The sequence below is a fragment of the Opitutia bacterium ISCC 52 genome (assembly GCA_014529675.2).
In the GTDB taxonomy this organism is placed as follows: domain Bacteria; phylum Verrucomicrobiota; class Verrucomicrobiia; order Opitutales; family UBA2995; genus UBA2995.
This window is the reverse complement of record CP076040.1, coordinates 3,614,695-3,634,102: the sequence shown is the minus strand read 5'-3', so window position 1 is coordinate 3,634,102 and position 19,408 is coordinate 3,614,695. Positions and strand designations below refer to the sequence as shown.

The window sequence follows — 19,408 nt, the reverse complement described above, 5'->3', positions numbered from 1 at the left end:
TAACCACGATGGAAACCGATCCGATCCGCGAACATAAATTGTTGATGACCCGTCGTCAGTTTTTCGGGCGAGCGCGGCTAGGCATTGGAACGGCAGCGTTAGCGAGCTTACTGGGGCCGACTCTCTCGGCTGCTCCGTATCAAGCTGCCGCTCATCATAGGCCACGCGCAAAGCGGGTCATTTACTTGTTCATGAATGGAGGGCCGAGCCAACACGACCTTTGGGACTATAAACCAAAGATGAAGGAGCATGCTGGTAAGGAAATCCCCGCTCACATTCGCGATGGTCAGCGTGTTACCGGAATGTCCAAGGGCGCACTGAAGATTATGCCCAGCGAGTATTCGTTTAGCCAATACGAAAATAACGACCGTGGTATTTGGGTGAGCGAACTTCTGCCTCATACCGCCAAGGTGGTGAAGGAACTCTGTGTTATCCACAGTGTTCATACTGAGGCGATTAATCACGATCCGGGAGTCACCTATATCCAGACTGGCAGCCAGATACCGGGACGGCCGAGTCTGGGCGCTTGGTTGAGCTATGGCTTGGGCAGCGAGAATTCCGATTTGCCCAGTTATGTGGTGATGCATTCGATGGGTTCTCAGCAGGGAGCAAGTCTGTTCGGGAGACTTTGGGGAAGCGGTTTCATGCCCTCCAATCATCAGGGCGTCATTTTTCGAGGAGGCGAAGATCCGGTGCTTTATCTTAATAATCCGCCAGGCGTTTCGCGTACCCATCGCCGTCACCAATTGGATGCCCTGGCTGCGATCAATCAGAAGCAATATAAGGACTTTGGCGACCCCAGCATACTGGCTCGTCTGGAACAGCATGAAATGGCCTACCGCATGCAGGCTGCCGTTCCAGAACTAATGGACATCAGCCAGGAGCCCGATTCGACATGGAAGCTCTACGGCGAGAAAGGAAAGATTCCGGGGACATTCGAAGCTTGTTGCCTCAATGCGCGCAGATTGGCTGAACGAGGCGTCAGAAATATTCAAATATTCCACCGCGGTTGGGATCAGCACGATAACCTTCGCACAGAATTGCCCGCCCAGTGCGAAGATGTCGACCGCGGTTGCATGGCGCTTATAACCGACCTGAAGCGTCGCGGCTTGCTCGAAGATACCCTGGTTATTTGGGGAGGAGAATTCGGGCGTACGGCTTATTCTCAGGGAGAATACGGTTCCGATGCCTACGGTCGCGATCATCATCCCCGTTGCTTTACTATGTGGATGGCTGGCGGTGGAGTTAGAGCTGGCATTACCTATGGTCAGACCGATGACCTTGGATACAATATTACGGATGCTGATGGAAACCCGTTGGTAGGAAAGCACCAGCCGTCTAAGCATCACTTTACGCCAGGAGCCGTTCACATTCACGATCTGAACGCCACCTTATTACATTTACTGGGAATGGACCACACCAAGCTGACTTACCGGTATCAAGGACGCGATTTTCGTCTAACTGATGTGCATGGGCATGTCGTCCATGATCTCATTGCATGAGAGCTCAATGATGGCACAACCTATCCTGATCTATGTGAATGGAACAGAACGGAATTGGCCGAGAGAGGGGTGAGTGCCATTCACGTCAGATCAGTACTTTTGACAAGAGGAGGACATCTAAAGGAGTGGGTCTTAAACCTTGAGCTGTATTTCCCTTTGGCCAAAATTAAGTATCAAAGATCAACTCCTGGTCTCTTGATCCTGCCTTACATTGAATACTTAGCCAAGCCCATGAATTCATTTCTACCTATTTCAATTTATATAATGCTGGTTGTGTCGTCCTCATTGGCAGCTCAAACAGCACGTGAACAAACTAAATTCGAGTGGATTAACAAAGATACTAAAAACGCCACCGAGGCTCAGCACCACACCTTGTATTCGGATGCCAACGATGCGGAAGTCGGTTTTTACATATACCTGCCAGAGCACTACGAGCATAACCCGAAAAGCCGCTATCCTGTTATTTATTCACTGCACGGTGGCGGAGGAGATGAATCCAGGAATCTGCGCCGCATTGAAGGTCTTAAAAAGGCGATCCAAAATAAACTGATTCCACCGACGATTATGGTCCTGCCCAATGGAGCAAAGGGCTCAGGCTATCAGGATTCATTTGATGGAAGCCTGATGATAAAAACCATGATCATAAAAGAGCTCATTCCTCATATAGACCAGAAATTCCGAACGATTCCTGAATCGCGCGCCCGGGCCATTCAGGGTTTTTCGATGGGTGGAGCCGGAGCTACGCAATTGGGCTTTCTGCACCCGAATATGTTCAGCTCAATCACCAACTTTGCAAGCGGCGGCATTTTGAAAGTTGATTTTGACCCGACCAGCGAAGAAGCCCGTAAAACGATCCCCTATTTCGGCAATAAATATAAAATGATGGGAAATGACCCCCAGTATTGGAAAGACAATTTAGGCTACTCGATAGTTGAGAAAAACCATGAATTGATCCGCAGAAATCTTGGCATCAGAATCGTCTTCGGCAAAAAAGACAAAGGCCTTGAGGGCGCACAAAATCTAAGCCGCTTCCTGGTTTCCCTGAATATTGAGCACGACTTCATCCTTCACGAAGGCGGACACTCCTGGGGTGAAGAAGTCCATGCCCTCGATTCCTATGCGTTTCACAACCGCCACTTCACGCTCAGCGCAGACGAACTTAAGCTTCTTAAATAAATACGCAGCAGGAAGGTCGAAGCGATTGGAGCATTTTATGATGAAAACCCACTGCTGGTAGCGCTGACGTTCGCGCTCGCCACATCGCTCCATGCCGCCGAGAAATCCCTCTTCTGTACCGAAGAGATTCTTGATGAAAGCACGCTGGATATAAAGATTCTGGAGGACTGGCATCCCATAGGCGCCACGCGACAGAAGCTGATCGAGATCAATGTCGCGGAGATCAAGCCGAGTAAAGATGGGATAGATGCGATGGAGTTGGCGTGGTTCTGGGAGTATTTGAGGCAGGCATTTTCTTTATCCAAATAATACGTGTCCGGCTCTCTGCGCCGCAAAATTCAAAATTGCGTTGGTTGACTTGCTCCTGAAGCATAGGACGCATGATGTTCAAACTATCAATGAGGCACACTCTATTGACATGCTTGTTTGGTCTTATCTTTTTGCCTATGTCCTCAGTGGCTCACCATGGTGTGACCGGGCAGTTTGATCTGGAGCAAGTGTTGACTGTGTCTGGCACTGTGAACCGCGTTCGCTTTGTCAACCCACATGCTTACGTCTACTTCAAGGTTAAGAACAATTCAGGTAAAGAAGAGCAATGGCGCTGCGAGTTGCGTTCAGGTAGTTTGCTCAAGCGCAAGGGTTGGACCGTCGATATGTTTAAGCCGGGAACCACCATTACCGTGTTTGGTTCGCCCGACCGTCGTGACCCGAAAACCTGCTATACCGAAACCATTACCTTAGAAGATGGGACGGTCGTCGCACGGTACGACACGCTGGATACCTCCGGCAATATCGTCGTTGGAGAGCGGGAATTAGTTCGGGAAGACGGAAACCCAAATTTGGCCGGAAATTGGACGGAGCCGATAAAGAATGCTCCTAATCCTTGGGGCCCAAGTCCAAGGTCGGATGGCCCACCAGCCGGAGTTGATTTTGGTAAGGACGGGTCACCTCAAAAAGTTGCTGCACCGCAGGCCGTGGGTTGGGGACAGGAAGCGAGCCAAAACCGGCCACCGTCTTATGAGCTTACAGATCTTGCGCGTGAAGAAGCAGACGACTTTACCCAAGATCAAAATCCTCGTTTTCAATGCGAGCCGACTAACATCATCCTCGACTATGCCTTTGACCAGATGATGAATAAGATCGAACAAACGGGATCCGCTTTGGTCATCACTTACGGGTTTATGGATATGGTTCGTGTCATTCATCTAGTTGGAGATTTTCCTGATGAAATCGAACCCAGCGTCACTGGCTATTCTTTGGGAAAATGGGAGGGTGACACGCTGGTCGTCCACACCAAAGGCTTCAAGCCTGGCTTCCTTATAGCTATTGGTGGACGTGCCACTTCATCCATTCGGCACAGTGACCAGATGGAAATCACCGAACGGTTCACCATGAGCAAGGATGGCACTGAATTGACCCGCGAATATACCATTGTAGATCCCCTTTATTTGGCCGAACCCTACTCGCACTCGAATTCATCTATGTATTCTACAGACAAATTTATTCCATATGAGTGTGAAGAGCTCAAGGACGGTAGTCAGTAGGGTAGGGTTATTTACGAGCTTATGCATTTCTTCAGGATTGGTTTTGCGGTCGTAGAGTTCGATAGATTTGGTCGATTGGATGCTAGGGTTTTCGAAGGGAGAGTAAACAGGTATCGTGCCTTCGAACTGCAGAGAATTTGTCGGAAAAATATTCCGAGGATTAAAGGGACCACAGTAAACTAGTAGCTCATGAAACGATTCGTCATCTTTTGTTTTCTTCTGACTGTGAATGTCGGTGCACTTCTCTTCGCCGATCATCACACAAGCGATCGCCCCAATATCTTTTTTGCCATTGCCGATGATTGGGGTTGGCCTCATGCAAGTGCTTACGGAGATGCGGTGATCAAGACACCTGCTTTCGACAGCATTGCGGCCAATGGTGTGCTGTTTACCAACGCCTATGTTTCCACGCCAACCTGTACCGCATCACGGAATGCGATCCTTACTGGACAGCATTTCTGGAGACTTAAATCAGGCAGCGCCTTGTTTGGTAATTATCCGGAAGGATTTCCGACTTATGTGCAGGTGTTGAAGGAGGCCGGCTATTTTGTGGGGCATTATCGCAAAGGATTCGGCCCGGGTTCGGATGGTGGGAAAGAAGTAGCAGGTAAAAAGTTTAGGAGCCTGGAGGCGTTCCTGAAGGAACGTCCGAAAGATCAACCCTTTTGTTTCTGGTTTGGAGCTTCGGATCCTCATAGACCCTATATTTTGGATTCAGGAATCCGAGCAGGAATGAAGCCGGAGGATGTTGATGTGCCTCCCTTCTTTCCAGATGTAGATGCCGTTCGCAGAGACATTCTTGACTATTACTGGGAGGTGGAACGCTTCGACCGTCAGGTGGGTGAAGCGCTGGCTCTCCTGGAGGCGCAGGGACTTTCCGATAATACCATTTTTGTCATGACGGGGGACCATGGATTTCCGTTTCCTCGTGGAAAAGCCAGCCTCTACGATCACGGTGCACGCGTTCCCCTGGCCATTAAGTGGCATACCCAAGTGCCACAGAACCGAGTCGTAACTGACTTTGTGAGCACCACGGATCTTGCTCCCACTTTTCTGGAAGCAACCGGAGTCGACTACCTGCCTGGCACCACCGGTCGTTCTCTGCTGCCTGTTTTGCGCTCCGAAAAAGAAGGGCGTGTGTCATCGAATCGTGAATACGTCTTGGCCGGGAAGGAACGTCATACCCTGGCTCAATTGGACCATCGGGGAGGTACTCCCATGCGCGCCATTCGCACCGACCATTTTTTATATATTAACAACTTCAAGCCCGAGAGATGGCCATCCGGTCATCCCAATGGAAGTGTTTATGGCCCCACTTATTCGGAAGTTAACGAGAGTCCCACGAAGAGTTATATTATTGAGCATAAGGACGAGCCGGATATGCAGATCTATTGGCAGCTATCCTTTGGGCTTCGACCGACTGACGAGCTATACGACCTTCGGCTAGATCCTTATCAGGTGCATAATGTCGCAGGCCGTACCGAATACGCGGGTACGTTACATCGCTTGAAAGAAAAACTATTTGCCGAGCTAGAGAAATACGAGGATCCTCGAGTCATTGGCGGCGGAGAAGCATTTGATCAGTATGAGTATCTCGGGCGCTTGCGAGGGCAGCCTTAGCTGAATCGGATAAACCTTCTCGCAGAAGCTGGCAAAGAATTGTAGTAATGGTGAGTCTGGCCTGCGAAGTGCAGTTTGACCCTGACCTGGACTACAGGAGCACTTTGGATGCAGTGTTGAGTGCGCGAAAATGTTATTTTGGTTCCGCTATGTTCGGTATATCAATTGAGTTGCCCGTATCTAATAACCAGCCCCGAACATCCAGGTCCCAGCATCCAGTATTTCGGCCCTGTAAGAATTCAGAGTTGGATTACCTTGCTCACTACTTTAGACCCTAAGATCGATCATTTGATACACTGCCCAACTTTTCTCGATCATGAAACGTTTTATACTCTTAGTTCTTGCGCTGGCCTTTGGCGCCTTCGGCTCCTCTTCGGCCCAACCCATGCATACGCCGACGAAAATGCCCATGGCCAAGGCTGAGTCGGTCGGGGTGTCAACCGGGGGCTTAAAACGCATCGACGAAGTTATGCAGGGGCACATTGAGGCGGGGACTATTCAAGGAGCGATCACGGCTGTGGCACGACGCGGCAAGGTAGTTCATTTCTCAACCCATGGAGAAATGGATGTCTTAAAAGGGCGCGAGATGGAACGCGACGCTATTTTCATCATGGCCTCTTCGGCCAAACCTGTGGTTGGTGTTGCCGCAATGATGCTGATTGAAAAAGGGCTAATAAGTCCGAGTGATCCGGTTTCGAAATACATCCCCGAATTTGCCAACATGAAAGTGGCTGTTCTGGCAGATCCAACAGCCAGCATGTCTAAATTCAAAACCCAAGGTAAGAGAAAGATCCCAGAGCACCGTCTTGTACCGGTTGAAACACCTATGACGATTCATCATTTGCTCACTCACACGTCCGGACTTGTTAGCGGCGGCCTAGGGGCGAAAGTCGGTCCGGTGCCTCGACGAAAAGACGACGATACACGCGCAAGCTATACTCTTAGATTGGCAAAGACGCCCTTGGATTTTCAACCGGGCACGCAGTGGAGCTACAGTGCTGGAGCGGGGCTCCATGTGATGTCACGCATCATCGAAATCGCTTCAGGTACCCCATTTGAGGAGTACGTTCAGAAACGGATCTTTGATCCACTGGAGATGAATCATTCGTATTTCCGAGTACCGAGCGACAAGCAATCAAAACGGGTCGTGATCAAAGGTGTTGATCTCTCAAAGAAGAAAGAGGGGTGGGGGGTTTTCAGTTCGACGGAAGACTATCTCCACTTCGAACAGATGCTGCTCAACGGTGGAGAACTTTTTGATCACCGCCTACTCAGCCCAGCCAGCGTGAAGATGATGGGGAGCAACCAGGTGAACGACCTCTATGCAACCAGTAACAAGAAGGGACAAGCCGGGATGGGTTTCGGATACACGGTTGCCGTCACACTGGATCCAGATACTGCAATGAACCATCGAGGGAAAGGTGCCTCTGGATGGGGCGGTGCTGCTGGCACGATGTCATGGACTGATCCTGAAAACGAACTGGTCGCAGTAATCATGTTGCAACAACCGCGTGGCTCGATGCGGAGCGACTTTGCAAAAGCCATTTATCAGGCCATTATTGAATAACACCATTACGACCCATGTTCATGTTCCACCTATTCCGACAATTCCCTCTTTTTGTTGCTCTGGCCTTCATCTCAATGCTCGGCCTTGTGGCTGAGGAAAGGCCAAATTTTCTGATCATCGCCATCGATGATTTGAATGACTACGTGGGAAGTCTGGATGGACATCCGAACGCCTCCACTCCTAATTTAGATCGCTTGGCCAAGCAGGGCGTTTTGTTCACCAACGCGCATTGCGTGTCCCCGGTTTGCAATCCTTCACGCACGGCGATCTGGACAGGGCTGAGACCCACCACGACCGGAATCCACTCCAATCCGATGGGCTGGTTTCGCGAGCAGGAATCGACGCAGGACATTGTCACCCTTTCACAAACTATGCTGCAGAACGGGTATTCGAGCCATGGGTACGGAAAGCTTTATCACCAGGTAAGAAGCTCGGACGACGAGTGGGAGCAATCGGAAGCTTTCTTTTACGGGCCCTTGCAATCTCCTAAGGTGAACTATGATGCAGGCTGGACGTTAACCGATTGGGGCGTTCCTCCGGTAAAGGATGCTGCCAGTCACGATGCGGAGATTGCCCAACATACCATCGACACCCTGCTAGGTAGCCATGACCGTCCCCTGTTTATCGGTTGTGGTTTTTACCGGCCTCATACTCCGATGTATGCCGAGCAAGTCTGGTTCGATCGCCATCCGCTGAACGGAATAGAACTACCCATCGGAGCAGTGGAAAACGATACCGAAGATCTGGTCTATTTTGGAAAACGGGAGCGACGACCACAGGATGTGGAAGCCCCTGGGCTTTGGACGCACGATTGGGTCGAGGACAACGGCAAATGGAAATCCATTGTGCAAGCCTACCTGGCGAGCACCTCGGCCATGGATCACGAATTGGGCCGGGTATTGGATGCCCTGGAAGAAAGCCCACTTGGAGACAATACCTACGTTCTTTGTTTTTCCGATCATGGTTATCACCTGGGGGAGAAACGTCATTGGGGAAAAGCCACTCTGTGGGAGCTGGCTACGCGCGTGCCATTCATCATCGTCGGCCCAGGAATCCCTTCTGGTGTCGTGTGCGACAAACCCGTGGAGCTTCTCAGTATCTATCCAACGGTGATGGACTATGCCGACCTGGATCCACCGCACGAACTCGAAGGTCGTTCCCTCCTTCCTCTCCTGGAAAACGTGAATGCCGATTGGGACCACCCCGCCTGGACCACCTTCGTCGACCATCATGCCTTGCGAACCGAACGCTGGCGCTACATACGCTATGCTTCAGGTGAAGAAGAGCTCTATGACACCCAGAACGATCCCCATGAGCTGAAGAACTTGGCTTACCGCCAGCCAGACAAGCTGCTCATCGGCCAAACGCTCACCCAGTTGCGAACGCAACTAGACGAATTGTTGGCAACGCAAACCAACTGAATAACGGCTTCTAACATGATAACCGCTTGGCCAAGTTCTAATAAGAAATGGCCAGCGATTACTATATCCAGGGCCTATTTTGGTGTATTTTCTTAGTCTGCTTCTTTCTTCGATTCCAATTTTGCCAAGGCATAATAAAATCGTACTTTCTTATTACCCTGCAAATCTGATTCACCAGATAGGACAAAACGACACTGAGAGCCTACTTCGGCTATCTGAACCGCATAGGAGATATACCATGAAACAATTACTCTTTCCAATTCTCGCAATCTTCCTCCTCTGTAGTGTGCGAGGACTAGCCAAGTCACCGAACGTTGTTTTCTTTTTGGTGGACGATCTGGGTTGGTCTGACGTCGCCTGTAACGGCAGTCCCTTCTACGACACGCCTCATATCGATCAACTCGCGGAAGAAGGCATGCGTTTTACAAATGCCTATGCGGCCTGCCATGTGTGTTCGCCGACCAGAGCCAGCATCCTTACAGGAAAGTACCCTGCAACCCTGACCCTGACGGATTGGCTCAATGGAAGAAGTGATCGACCCTATCAGGTCTTGAAGAATCCCGACAAGGCCATGGCTCTCGATCCCGATGAGACCACCCTGGCCGAAGTCTTGAAGAAGGAAGGCTATGCCACCGCCCTGTTTGGTAAGTGGCACTTGGGAAGAAACACCACTCCGACCGGGCATGGCTTTGACTTACATGTTCCCTATTCCGTGAACTCCAACCTTGGTCGACTCGGATTTTATAACCCGAAGGATATTCCCGGGCTCGATGGAGGAGAGTACGTGACCGATCGCCTGGCGGAGCTGGCCGCCAAGTATATTGATGTGAACAAGGACAGGCCCTTCCTTTTGTATATGTCTCACTTCTCGGTGCATGACCCCATTCATGGTCGGCCCGACCTGGTCGAAAAGTATAAGAAGAAACTGGCCGCCATGCCGCCCCAGCCCGGACCGGATTTCATACTCGAAGGCAACCCGGACAGCCCGACCAACCCGAGCAGGGCCGAGCTCGATGAATTGATAAAGCAGCCGGAGTACAGGGATACCTACACCTCCTACGCCAACGACCTTGTGAAGGTGAAACAGAAGCAAGATAATGTTGAGTTCGCCGGCATGGTTGAAAGCGTCGATCAAAGCCTGGGGACACTCATGGCAAAGTTGAAGGAACATGGCCTCGAAGATAACACCATCGTCATTTTCATGTCAGACAATGGCGGCATGTCCGTGATGAATGGCACGCCTCATTTCAAAACCACTCGCGACAAAATTGATACCCGTGCTTCCACATCCAATCTGCCACTCCGTGGTGCCAAGGGCTGGCTCTACGAAGGCGGAATCAGAGTCCCCATGATTGTTAAATGGCCACATCAGGGAAAGGCAGGAGCAGTCAGCGATGAACCGGTTATAAGTACCGACTTTTTCCCTACCATTCTTGAAATGATCGGCGTAGACCATGACACAAGCGGCCTTGATGGGAAGAGTTTCACCCGCTTGGTGCGTGGCGAAAAAATGGAACGAGGACCTATCTATTGGCACTTTCCACACTACAGCAATCATGGGATGCAAAGCCCGGGTGGAGCCATTCGTGACGGTGATTACAAGCTGCTCGAATACTTCGAAAACGGAACCGTTCAGCTTTTTAATCTGACCAAGGACATTGGAGAGCAGAACGATCTTTCAAAAATTGAAACCCGCAAAACCAAAGAGCTCACCGCGAAACTGCATCAATGGCGTAAAGATGTGAATGCGCAGATGATGACACCCAACCCGAATTATGATCCTGCAACAGACCTGTGGTCAGGTGGGGAATAAGGCTCTAACTCTGCAAGGCTTATGGGAAATGAAGAAAGGGCATGCGTAGATGTGGGTGTATGGATCAATGAATCCATTTACCGGATACGCATACGCTAAGGCCAGAGGATACGGTAATTCCTCTGGAGCCCTATTTCCCGAATTTGTCTATAAAGAAGTCTGCTTCTGATTTATACTTTGAATCGGCATTAGGATAGTTGAGGTGATTCTCGACCCCCAGGGCGTCTAGCTTCTCCTTCAAAGTGACTCCAAAAATAACATGGTGAACTTTCCAGGAGGTAGCACGATCACCTTCAGGAATCGAATCTCCAGGCGCCATTCCATAATTCATGTAGGTAGGTGGGTCGTCTGCCGTTACATGATTAATTACCGAAACCTTCTCCGCTATGGGCGCTATTTTTTCTTTATCATTCGTTCCGAAAATTTCGGCTTTATCCCGATGGAGCTCATCGTAGCCAGGTAGATTATTCAGCCACCAATCGAAATCGTTAGTTATCTGACCGTTCAGCGGGGCCACAAAGGCTAATCGTGTCGATTCGCGGGCAATGGGGTCGCTGTTTTTCGGATCAGCCTGATCGTCCTGGTATGCCAACCACATGCACAACTGCGCCCCTGAGGAACCACCAAAGGCACCCATCTGAGTTTTGTCGAAGTTCCACTTGTCTGCATTAGCACGCAAACTCTGAACCGCCCGTTGAGCGTCTTCATGGGCTGCTGGAAGCGGCACTTCACCAGCCAGGCGGTAGTGGATAGCAGCCACCGAAATGCCAGCCTTCAGGAGTTGTTTGAGCGTTTCTTGATTTATGGTGTCTTTGTTTCCTCTCACGAAACCACCCCCGTGGATGTATAAAACCAAAGGTGTGGGCGATGAGGACTCCGCCTTGTAAAAGTCGAACACGTGTCGCTCGTGTTCACCATAGGGCACATCTGAAACCGTGGGTTCGATTCGTGGACGCTGATCGGCAGCCCTGCGCTGGGCGAAGGCTTCCGTTGTGATTGAGGTAAGGCCGAAAAAGTAAATGGTGATATAAATGAGTGTACGGATCATAGTGGTTGCGCTCTAAAGCTTAATAAGACGATTTTGAAAGGTGCTTGTCAACTAGTCACAATTGTTACTATCTCTTGTATCCGAATCAGCCTGCCACAGCCTTTCCGCTCTTCTCTCCATACAAAATTATAATGACTGATGCTACGTTTCTCCAAAAATCTACCAGCCCGGTTAAAGCTTGTATGGTTGCTCTTGCAGCCTTCCTGCTAGTCTTTTTTCTGCCGGTATCTGACTCTCTCAGTGTTGAAGGGCATCGACTAATGGCCCTCTCGATCGCTTGTCTCATTCTGTGGGTAACTGAAGCCATACCGATTCCTGTCACATCGATATTGGCCATAGGCGGTCAGGCATTGGTCGGATCGGCAACCTTGCGTCAGGCTGCTGGCAACTTTATCAGTCCAGTATTTTTCTTTGTCCTGGCCATGTTTTTGTTCGCGGCGGTAGTGAGGGAAACCAAGCTGGACAGTCGATTTGCCCATTGGCTCCTATCCAAGTCTGGTACGGATACGCGAAAAATTCTGCTGGCTTTCATGATTGGAACCGCGGTCGTATCGTCGGTTATGTCAGACGTGCCGGCCTGCGCACTATGGATGGCTCTCGGCTTAGGGATCCTTCAACAGGAGAATTTGCAACCCGGGTCCTCCAATTTCGGAAAAGTATTGATGCTGGGAATCACAATCGCCGCGTTTATTGGTGGAATCGCTACTCCCGCAGGAAGTTCGATCAACATCATGGGGTTGGTCATGCTTTCTGATTTAGGCGGAGGAGAAGTCCCATTTCTAAAGTGGATGGCTATTGGGATCCCCATGGTTGTGTTGCTCATACCCATCTCCTGGTTGGTGCTCTTAAAATTCTTTCCACCTGAAATTTCGAACATCTCTGAAAATCCGGAAGAAAGAGAGGTGTCGAAGGAACCCCTTAGTACCGCCCAAATAAAGGTGATGGCTATTTTTGGTATAGTAATTTTTTTATGGATACTAAGTAACTGGTATCCTAAGGCGCTCGATGTAACCATGATCGCGCTTATCGGCTCGGTTGTCTTTTTTCTTCCAGGAATTGGTGTCTCGACCTGGGATAAGGCGTCGAAAGGTATTGGCTGGGATATTCTATTAATGATCGGAGCGGTTACTTCCATCGGCTTGGCTAGCCGCGATACCGGACTCGCAACTTGGGTAGTATCCGCGATTTTCGATGGAGCTGGAGGGATAAGTGTTCTCTGGCTGATCGTTGCGATCAGTACTTTTACCGTCCTAATTCATTTTGTGGTACCGATAGGGCCTGTGGTAAATGCGGTAATGATTCCGCCCATCGTGGCCCTTTCAATCGCTATTGGCCAACCGCCCATGCTCTTGGCCCTTCCCGTTATATTTACGGCCTCGTGCGCATTTCTGATTCCGTTGGATGCGGTAGCATTGATCACCTATTCAAAAGGTTATTATCGAATGACCGACATGCTTTGGCCAGGACTGGTGATCAGTGTCTTTTGGGTGATCGTTCTTACCGCATTGATGCTATGGGTAGTACCTTGGCTTGGTTTGATTTGATTCCCTAAGAATTATCTAAATCTAACATCAAACAATTAAGAGACTGAATTAAAATAATGGATACGATCCAATGGGATATTGCCCACATGGCGCATGTGGAATTGCTGACACCAAAACTGGAAGAAAGCGTTCAGTTTTTTTCGGAAGTGATGGGGATGTCCATTAGCGATGAAAAAGGTGATTCTGTTTATCTGCGTGCCTACGACGATTACGAGCATCATACCTTGAAGTTGACGGCGCACACCCATGCGGATCTCGGACACTACGCCTGGCGCTTAAGAAGTAACGAAATTCTGGAACACAAAGCGAAGGCAATAGAGGCAAGTGGGCATGGCCTAGGTTGGACAGACGGGGATTTGGGCCAGGGCCGTACCTACCAGTTCAGAATGCCAAGCGGTCAGTTGACGGAAATCTATTTTGAATCAGAGAAATACCGATCCAGCACGGATGACGCTTCGGCTCTTAAAAACACCGCTTCCAAATTTCCCGGCCGGGGTATGAATGTACGGCGTCTCGATCACATTAACTTGTTGGCTCCCGATGTGGGTGCCTTTCAAGACTTTCAGCTCAACACCTTGGGGGGTCGATTGACGGAAACCATTATATCCGACGAAGACCGAGTCCTGGGCGCCTGGTTTTCCGTCAATTCAAAGTCTTACGATTTGGCTGTCACAGAAGATCACCTACAAGGAGCGCGAGGCCGGTTTCATCATGTGACTTACGCAGTCAACAGTCGGGAGGAAGTATTGATTGCTGCGGATATCGCTTTGGAAAACGGAATCACCATCGAAACTGGGCCCCACAAGCATGCTATTCAGCAGACCTTTTTTCTATACCTCTATGAACCGGGAGGCCACCGGGTGGAGATAGCAAACAGTACCGCTCGTCTTGTGTTGGACCCCGATTACAAGCCGATTGTGTGGTCTCTGGACGAACGCAAAAAAGGACAGGCCTGGGGTCTGCAAACCGTTAAGAGTTTTCACACCCGTGGTTCTCCCATGCCGGATGAAACAGAGGATAATGCCTGAATCGGTAGCCTGATCAATTTTATGGAAACCAAAAGAAAGCTATTGGTAGTCGGAGCGCATGCTGCGGATTTTGTCTGGCGAGCGGGTGGCACCATTGCCAAAACAGTGGAACAAGACGGAGAAGTATTAAACCTGACTCTTTCCTACGGCGAGCGAGGTGAGTCGGGCGTGCTCTGGAAGGAAGACCCCAATCGTTCGGTTGAAGATGTGAAGCAACTGAGGCATGAAATGTCGGCCGAGGCTTCCGAAATATTGGGTTGTGAATTCCGCTGCCTCGATTGGGGCGACTACCCTATGGTTGTGAGCGACGAACGTGTCCAGCAGTTGGCGGCCATCATTCTCGAATTTGAACCGAACGTTATCCTGACGCATTCCGCTAAAGATCCTTTTAACCCCGATCATCCGCTAACGTATCAAACCGTAGAAAAAGCGCGCTTGCTTTCAGCGGGTGCCGGTGTCGATGCAGCCTTCAAAGCCATCACGCCTCCACTCTGGTATAGCTTTGAGCCGCATCAACCGGAACTGTCCGGCTTCATTCCCGACACGTTCGTTGATATCACCTCGGTATTCGAAAAAAAGAAAGCAGCGATGGCATGCATGCGAGCTCAAACGTATTTGCAAAGCTACTACACCGAACTGGGTGGAAGGCGTGGTAATCATGCCCGAAGGATTTCCGGGAAGAAACAAGTTGAATTCGCGGAGGCCTTTCAAAGTAGAGTTCCTGTTGTTTTGGACTCCATCGCACCTGACGTTCATTTCGATTAAAGCGATGATCACCGACGAGCAACTAAAAGCCCTCTCGCAGTTTGGAGCCGCCACCCTCCATGAAGCCTTGGGACAAATAGGTGACCTGCCTTACCAGATCAAACCACTGAATCCTGCGATGCGTATTTGTGGCCCAGCCTACACGGTGAAGTGTAAGGCCTATATGAATGTGAATCTGCACCGCGCTTACGCCTATGCGAAGCCAGGAGACGTAATTGTGGCGGACTGCTCGAGCGCCTATGATGCTGGCTACTGGGGAGACTTGCTCACATCAGGGGCCATGGAGCAAGGCGTGGCTGGCCTGGTTATTGATGCGTGTATCCGAGATTCGGACACGATTGAAGAATTGGGTTTCCCGATCTTCTTTCGTGGACTGTGTATCAAGGGAACCGGAAAGGATCCCGAAGGTAGTTTAAACCAAACGATTACGATCGGAGGCATAGTTATTCAGCCCGGAGATATCGTGGTCGGCGACCGAGACGGCGTGGTGATTGTCCCGCAGGACAGAGTTGAAGAAGCGATTGAAAAGGCTGATGCCCGCGAAAAGAAAGAGGCTGCTGTAAGAGCCCGTCTTGAGGCCGGAGAAACATCTTTGAAGATATACGAGTGGGATAAGAAGTTTGGGTACTAGAATGGCCTCGCGAATTCCATACATGCAAATTCGGGGCGGTAGCTCCAAGGGCATCTTTTTCAATACGGCCGATCTCCCAGATTCTGTAGAGGAGAGAGATAGGCTCATACTTGCAGCGATGGAAGGGGTTGGTCCTGGAGACACGCGACAGATCGATGGTCTGGGCGGTGGCGATCCTCTCACTGCCAAAGTCGCGTTGGTGAGTCCTTCGAAGCGCGAGGACGCTGATCTAGACTATTTGTTTTTACAGGTGATCATTGGAGAGGGACGTCTTTCGGCTGCGCAAGGATGTGGCAACATTCTCTCTGGCGTGGTACATTTTACGATCGAGAGCGGAATGCTTGCGCCAACCGATCCCACTACCAAAGCAGTCATTCACATGGTTAATAATGGCGCTTTGTGCGAGGTCACTGTGCAGACGCCCCATTCTCAAATTGCATTGGAGGGCTCTGCGAAAGTAGACGGCGTTCCCGGAACGGGTGCTCCTGTGATTTGCAAGTACCTCGAGACCGTTGGTATCAACTGCGGAAAGTTACTACCGACCGGGAACGTGTTAGACGAAGTCGATAATGTGCAAGTGACCTGTATCGATAACGGCATGCCAGTCATAGCGCTTCGAGCATCAGATTTCGCGATAAGTGGCAATGAAAGCAAGGAGGAGCTGGATACAAATGAAGACCTTAAGAAACGCCTCGAGTCCATCCGCTTGCAAATGGGTCCGAAGATGAACTTAGGCGATGTATCATCACTCTCCGTGCCCAAGATGTGTTTGCTTTCACCTCCACGGTCCGGTGGCCTGATGAACACACGCACATTTATACCACATCAATGTCATGTTGCCATTGGAGTTATGGGTGCATTTTCAGTCGCAGCCGTTGGTTTACTCCCGGGATCAATTGCAGAAGGCATTGCCGAGGAAGCAAGCGACTCTAGCTCTTTTTCCCTGGAACATCCATCCGGGCAATTTGCAGTGACTCTGAAGACCTCCCCGAAAGAGTCTGGTTTGGAGATTCATGAGTCCGGAGCCATTCGCACGGCTCGTATTATTGGTAAAGGAGAGGTATTTATTCCGTGAGCTGATTCACCCAGGATCATTTCCTTTCGATTCGTGCTTACTAAATTATTATATGAATATGCAGACTGTTAAATTATTTCTGATTCTAGTTGTTTGGTGCATTGCGAATTATGCCAACGCAGACGATCAACGTTCGAACCTTTTACTCATCGTAGCCGATGACATGGGCTTCACCGATATTGGATCATTCGGTGGCGAAATTAAAACCCCTCATCTGGATGACCTCGCAGCTTCGGGTATACGTCTTGCAAACTTTCATGCGGCACCGGTGTGTGCGCCCACCCGGGCGATGCTCATGTCGGGAATGGATCACCATGAAGCCGGACTGGGATCGATGCACCTTATGCGTGTATTTGATAATGGCTTAGCACCGAATAAGGAAGCCATTGGTTACGGCACACCGGAGTACGCCGGCTACTTGAGTCAGCGGGTGGCGGCTCTTCCCGAAATCCTTCAGGATGCGGGTTACCATACTTATATGACGGGCAAGTGGGACCTGGGTCGGGCATTGGTTCAAGAGCACATTCCGGCAGGCCGTGGGTTCGAACAATCCTTTGCTCAGTTGACGGGAACAGCCTTGCATCTAATTCCGCCAGACGGAGGTGCCCATGGCGGAATAGCTCGTGCAGAACCCTTTATTTACCGGGAGAATTGGGATGTGGTGAAGGAGCTACCTAAGGACTATTTTTCAACGAAAACATTTACGGACAAAATAATCGAATACATCGATGGCAACAAGGACAGTGAACAGCCGTTCTTTGCCTACCTTGCTTTTTCGGCACCCCATTTCCCATTACAAGTTCCTCTGGATTGGCGTGAGCGTTACAAGAATCACTATGATGAAGGCTATGATTTTTTGCGCGCCCAACGTATTGAGCGGGCTATGAAACAAGGGGTGCTTCCGGATAATGTAAACATGGACCGTTTCGATACCGGGACCGATTCCTGGAATAGTCTCCTAGAGAGTGAGAAACTCTTACTTAGTCGAAAGATGGAGATCTATGCGGCTATGGTAGAGAACATGGACTTTCACATCGGTCGAGTGCTGGATTATCTTGTAACGATTGGTGAGCGAGAGAATACCTTCGTTCTGTTCATGTCAGACAACGGTGCAGCGCAGACTTTCCCTCCTCCGCTCGCCAGAGGCTACGATCAATCCCTGGAAAGCCTCGGTCAGAACAACTCGTTTACAGTCTACGGTCGTGGGTGGGCATCAGCGAGTATGGCTCCCTTTCGAGATGTCAAAAATTCTCTTTACGAAGGAGGCACTCGTGCCGCCGCTATTGTAAATGCTTTTTCATTGAACGACCACGGTAGGGTCAGCCAAGAATACCTGACGGTCCAAGATGTATTACCGACTTTGCTCGACGTCGCAGGTGTCAGTCATCCCGGTAGCAAGCACCGAGGAAAGACTGTTAACCCCGTTCGCGGTAAATCATTTTTTCCTCATTTGAAAAACAGTAATATAGATGTCCGCGGTGACGAAGCGGTTGGCTGGGAATTACACAGCCAACGTGCATTAGTAAAAGGTGACTGGAAGATTTATTATTCCGGAGCAGAGACTGCTGACTGGGAACTGTATAACCTGATTAAAGATCCGGGGGAACAAGAAGACCTCTCAAATCGATATCCGGATCTGAAAAAAGACCTGATAAAGCAATGGTTCAACTATGCGGACGAAGTCGGAGTCGCATTTGAGTAATTGAATAACCAGCAGGAGAGTTGAGTCATGCCTAGGTGCCGAGCCAACGGCAACATGATCCCTGCCCGGCGAAGCGCTTTCTATCTTAATTTGTGCCTGAATAGGAAATCCAATGCTTTCACGTCCGTTGCGTCTCGGAGATCCCTTCTTATGTGATGTTCCTCATCTTTAACTTTTCCAAAGATTATTTCTAGGCCGTCCGGATTCGTATAGGTATACCAAATTATGGATTCCCCTTGTTTCTCAACTTTCGGTTTGGAGTTGGAGTTGTTGAAAGTATTCCAGATGCGGATACGCTCTTCTGCTGAATACATCGTTATCTTGGGGTTTGTGGATCCATGATAGCTCTTATCCTGATCCCCGATTACCTGCATGAGTGAAACGGGTGTTGTTTGGTCGTCGGGCTCGTGAGCATCTTTCGCCATTCCACAACTCATAGGGGCCACGGCAGCAAAGATATGGGTTTCTTTAGCCAATCGATAGCAAAATAATCCCCCGCTTGAATGTCCGGTCGCATAGATGGTTTTGGGATCCGCGATCTTCTGGGCGATCAAGGTTTTGACTACTTGGGAAATAAAACCGACGTCATCATAATTCACAGAATGGAAGTCCTGCTTAAAATTCCATTTTGCGAGTGGTCGAATCGCTTCTGCACTGATGAGAATGAGGCCCCGTTTATCGACGTGCGGACTAAACCGCATGCTGGGTCCGTCCGCTTTCCCTCCTGCACCATGGAAGCAAAAGAGAATCGGGTAGCTTTTATCCGGGGAATAGTTTTTGGGGCTAGTAACAATGAGCCTCCTACTGAAACCATCATGTTCGACCTGAATCTCATTGGTTCCTGCAATAAGTGAAGAAAAATCAGAAGCAAAAGCTCCAAAGGGTGACAAGGCCAGTAGCGAGGACAGGAGAAATAGGTTGAATTTCATATTCCCCAAATTGGTGACGAAATTATTAAACTGCGAGCTATTA

The 19,408-nt window shown here is 49.9% G+C and carries 15 protein-coding genes; 13 read left to right on the top strand and 2 right to left on the bottom strand.

The window, feature by feature from the left end; translation table 11 throughout:
• Window positions 1–8: 8 nt before the first annotated feature.
• The 7 genes from GA003_15405 (at window position 9) to GA003_15375 (ending at window position 10,643) form a co-directional block, all read left to right on the top strand.
• On the top strand, window positions 9–1,502 hold the full coding sequence (locus tag GA003_15405; GenBank protein QXD27391.1) for a DUF1501 domain-containing protein: 1,494 nt from the start codon (window positions 9–11) through the stop codon (window positions 1,500–1,502).
• Window positions 1,503–1,733: 231 nt separating this feature from the next.
• The gene (locus GA003_15400) at window positions 1,734–2,678 is read left to right on the top strand and encodes an esterase family protein (GenBank protein ID QXD27390.1); all 945 of its coding nucleotides are present in this window, start codon (window positions 1,734–1,736) and stop codon (window positions 2,676–2,678) included.
• 446 nt (window positions 2,679–3,124) lie between these two features.
• On the top strand, window positions 3,125–4,222 hold the full coding sequence (locus GA003_15395) for a hypothetical protein (GenBank protein ID QXD27389.1): 1,098 nt from the start codon (window positions 3,125–3,127) through the stop codon (window positions 4,220–4,222).
• Window positions 4,223–4,411: 189 nt separating this feature from the next.
• Window positions 4,412–5,842, top strand: a complete 1,431-nt coding sequence (locus GA003_15390; GenBank protein QXD27388.1) for a sulfatase — start codon at window positions 4,412–4,414, stop codon at window positions 5,840–5,842.
• A gap of 316 nt (window positions 5,843–6,158) precedes the next feature.
• Complete coding sequence (locus GA003_15385) at window positions 6,159–7,409, top strand: beta-lactamase family protein (protein QXD27387.1); 1,251 nt, start codon at window positions 6,159–6,161, stop codon at window positions 7,407–7,409.
• A gap of 20 nt (window positions 7,410–7,429) precedes the next feature.
• Window positions 7,430–8,830, top strand: a complete 1,401-nt coding sequence (locus tag GA003_15380; protein ID QXD27386.1) for a sulfatase — start codon at window positions 7,430–7,432, stop codon at window positions 8,828–8,830.
• 238 nt (window positions 8,831–9,068) lie between these two features.
• Window positions 9,069–10,643 (top strand): sulfatase, encoded by a 1,575-nt coding sequence (locus GA003_15375; GenBank protein QXD27385.1) that lies wholly within the window; start codon window positions 9,069–9,071, stop codon window positions 10,641–10,643.
• Window positions 10,644–10,773: 130 nt separating this feature from the next.
• Here the strand turns inward: GA003_15375 and GA003_15370 are convergent, their stop codons facing one another.
• A complete protein-coding gene (locus GA003_15370) occupies window positions 10,774–11,691 on the bottom strand; it encodes an alpha/beta hydrolase (GenBank protein ID QXD27384.1) in 918 nt (305 codons plus the stop codon).
• A gap of 131 nt (window positions 11,692–11,822) precedes the next feature.
• Here GA003_15370 and GA003_15365 point away from each other — a divergent pair, with 131 nt between their 5' ends.
• From GA003_15365 to GA003_15340, 6 genes are read left to right on the top strand one after another with little or no spacing between them, the layout of a single operon-like run.
• A complete protein-coding gene (locus tag GA003_15365) occupies window positions 11,823–13,235 on the top strand; it encodes an anion permease (protein ID QXD27383.1) in 1,413 nt (470 codons plus the stop codon).
• A 56-nt stretch (window positions 13,236–13,291) separates the two neighbouring features.
• The gene (locus GA003_15360; GenBank protein ID QXD27382.1) at window positions 13,292–14,263 is read left to right on the top strand and encodes a VOC family protein; all 972 of its coding nucleotides are present in this window, start codon (window positions 13,292–13,294) and stop codon (window positions 14,261–14,263) included.
• Window positions 14,264–14,284: 21 nt separating this feature from the next.
• On the top strand, window positions 14,285–15,028 hold the full coding sequence (locus GA003_15355) for a PIG-L family deacetylase (protein ID QXD27381.1): 744 nt from the start codon (window positions 14,285–14,287) through the stop codon (window positions 15,026–15,028).
• A 4-nt stretch (window positions 15,029–15,032) separates the two neighbouring features.
• Window positions 15,033–15,659, top strand: a complete 627-nt coding sequence (locus GA003_15350) for a 4-carboxy-4-hydroxy-2-oxoadipate aldolase/oxaloacetate decarboxylase (protein QXD27380.1) — start codon at window positions 15,033–15,035, stop codon at window positions 15,657–15,659.
• A 1-nt stretch (window position 15,660) separates the two neighbouring features.
• Complete coding sequence (locus GA003_15345; protein ID QXD27379.1) at window positions 15,661–16,734, top strand: 4-oxalomesaconate tautomerase; 1,074 nt, start codon at window positions 15,661–15,663, stop codon at window positions 16,732–16,734.
• Window positions 16,735–16,792: 58 nt separating this feature from the next.
• Window positions 16,793–18,436, top strand: a complete 1,644-nt coding sequence (locus GA003_15340) for an arylsulfatase (GenBank protein ID QXD27378.1) — start codon at window positions 16,793–16,795, stop codon at window positions 18,434–18,436.
• 80 nt (window positions 18,437–18,516) lie between these two features.
• Here the strand turns inward: GA003_15340 and GA003_15335 are convergent, their stop codons facing one another.
• Window positions 18,517–19,365 carry a hypothetical protein gene (locus tag GA003_15335; GenBank protein ID QXD27377.1) on the bottom strand — a complete coding sequence of 283 codons (849 nt, stop codon included), beginning with the start codon at window positions 19,363–19,365 and terminating at the stop codon, window positions 18,517–18,519.
• Window positions 19,366–19,408: the final 43 nt, after the last annotated feature.

What these genes read in the sequence shown, in the direction of transcription:
- GA003_15405 (QXD27391.1), top strand. Translation starts at nt 9, where the DNA reads ATGGAAACCGATCCGATCCGCGAACATAAATTGTTGATGACCCGTCGT.
- GA003_15365 (QXD27383.1), top strand. Translation starts at nt 11,823, where the DNA reads ATGACTGATGCTACGTTTCTCCAAAAATCTACCAGCCCGGTTAAAGCT.
- GA003_15335 (QXD27377.1), bottom strand. Translation starts at nt 19,365, where the DNA reads ATGAAATTCAACCTATTTCTCCTGTCCTCGCTACTGGCCTTGTCACCC.
- GA003_15390 (QXD27388.1), top strand. Translation starts at nt 4,412, where the DNA reads ATGAAACGATTCGTCATCTTTTGTTTTCTTCTGACTGTGAATGTCGGT.
- GA003_15360 (QXD27382.1), top strand. Translation starts at nt 13,292, where the DNA reads ATGGATACGATCCAATGGGATATTGCCCACATGGCGCATGTGGAATTG.
- GA003_15340 (QXD27378.1), top strand. Translation starts at nt 16,793, where the DNA reads ATGCAGACTGTTAAATTATTTCTGATTCTAGTTGTTTGGTGCATTGCG.
- GA003_15345 (QXD27379.1), top strand. Translation starts at nt 15,661, where the DNA reads ATGGCCTCGCGAATTCCATACATGCAAATTCGGGGCGGTAGCTCCAAG.
- GA003_15395 (QXD27389.1), top strand. Translation starts at nt 3,125, where the DNA reads ATGTCCTCAGTGGCTCACCATGGTGTGACCGGGCAGTTTGATCTGGAG.
- GA003_15380 (QXD27386.1), top strand. Translation starts at nt 7,430, where the DNA reads ATGTTCCACCTATTCCGACAATTCCCTCTTTTTGTTGCTCTGGCCTTC.
- GA003_15370 (QXD27384.1), bottom strand. Translation starts at nt 11,691, where the DNA reads ATGATCCGTACACTCATTTATATCACCATTTACTTTTTCGGCCTTACC.
- GA003_15350 (QXD27380.1), top strand. Translation starts at nt 15,033, where the DNA reads ATGATCACCGACGAGCAACTAAAAGCCCTCTCGCAGTTTGGAGCCGCC.
- GA003_15385 (QXD27387.1), top strand. Translation starts at nt 6,159, where the DNA reads ATGAAACGTTTTATACTCTTAGTTCTTGCGCTGGCCTTTGGCGCCTTC.
- GA003_15355 (QXD27381.1), top strand. Translation starts at nt 14,285, where the DNA reads ATGGAAACCAAAAGAAAGCTATTGGTAGTCGGAGCGCATGCTGCGGAT.
- GA003_15375 (QXD27385.1), top strand. Translation starts at nt 9,069, where the DNA reads ATGAAACAATTACTCTTTCCAATTCTCGCAATCTTCCTCCTCTGTAGT.
- GA003_15400 (QXD27390.1), top strand. Translation starts at nt 1,734, where the DNA reads ATGAATTCATTTCTACCTATTTCAATTTATATAATGCTGGTTGTGTCG.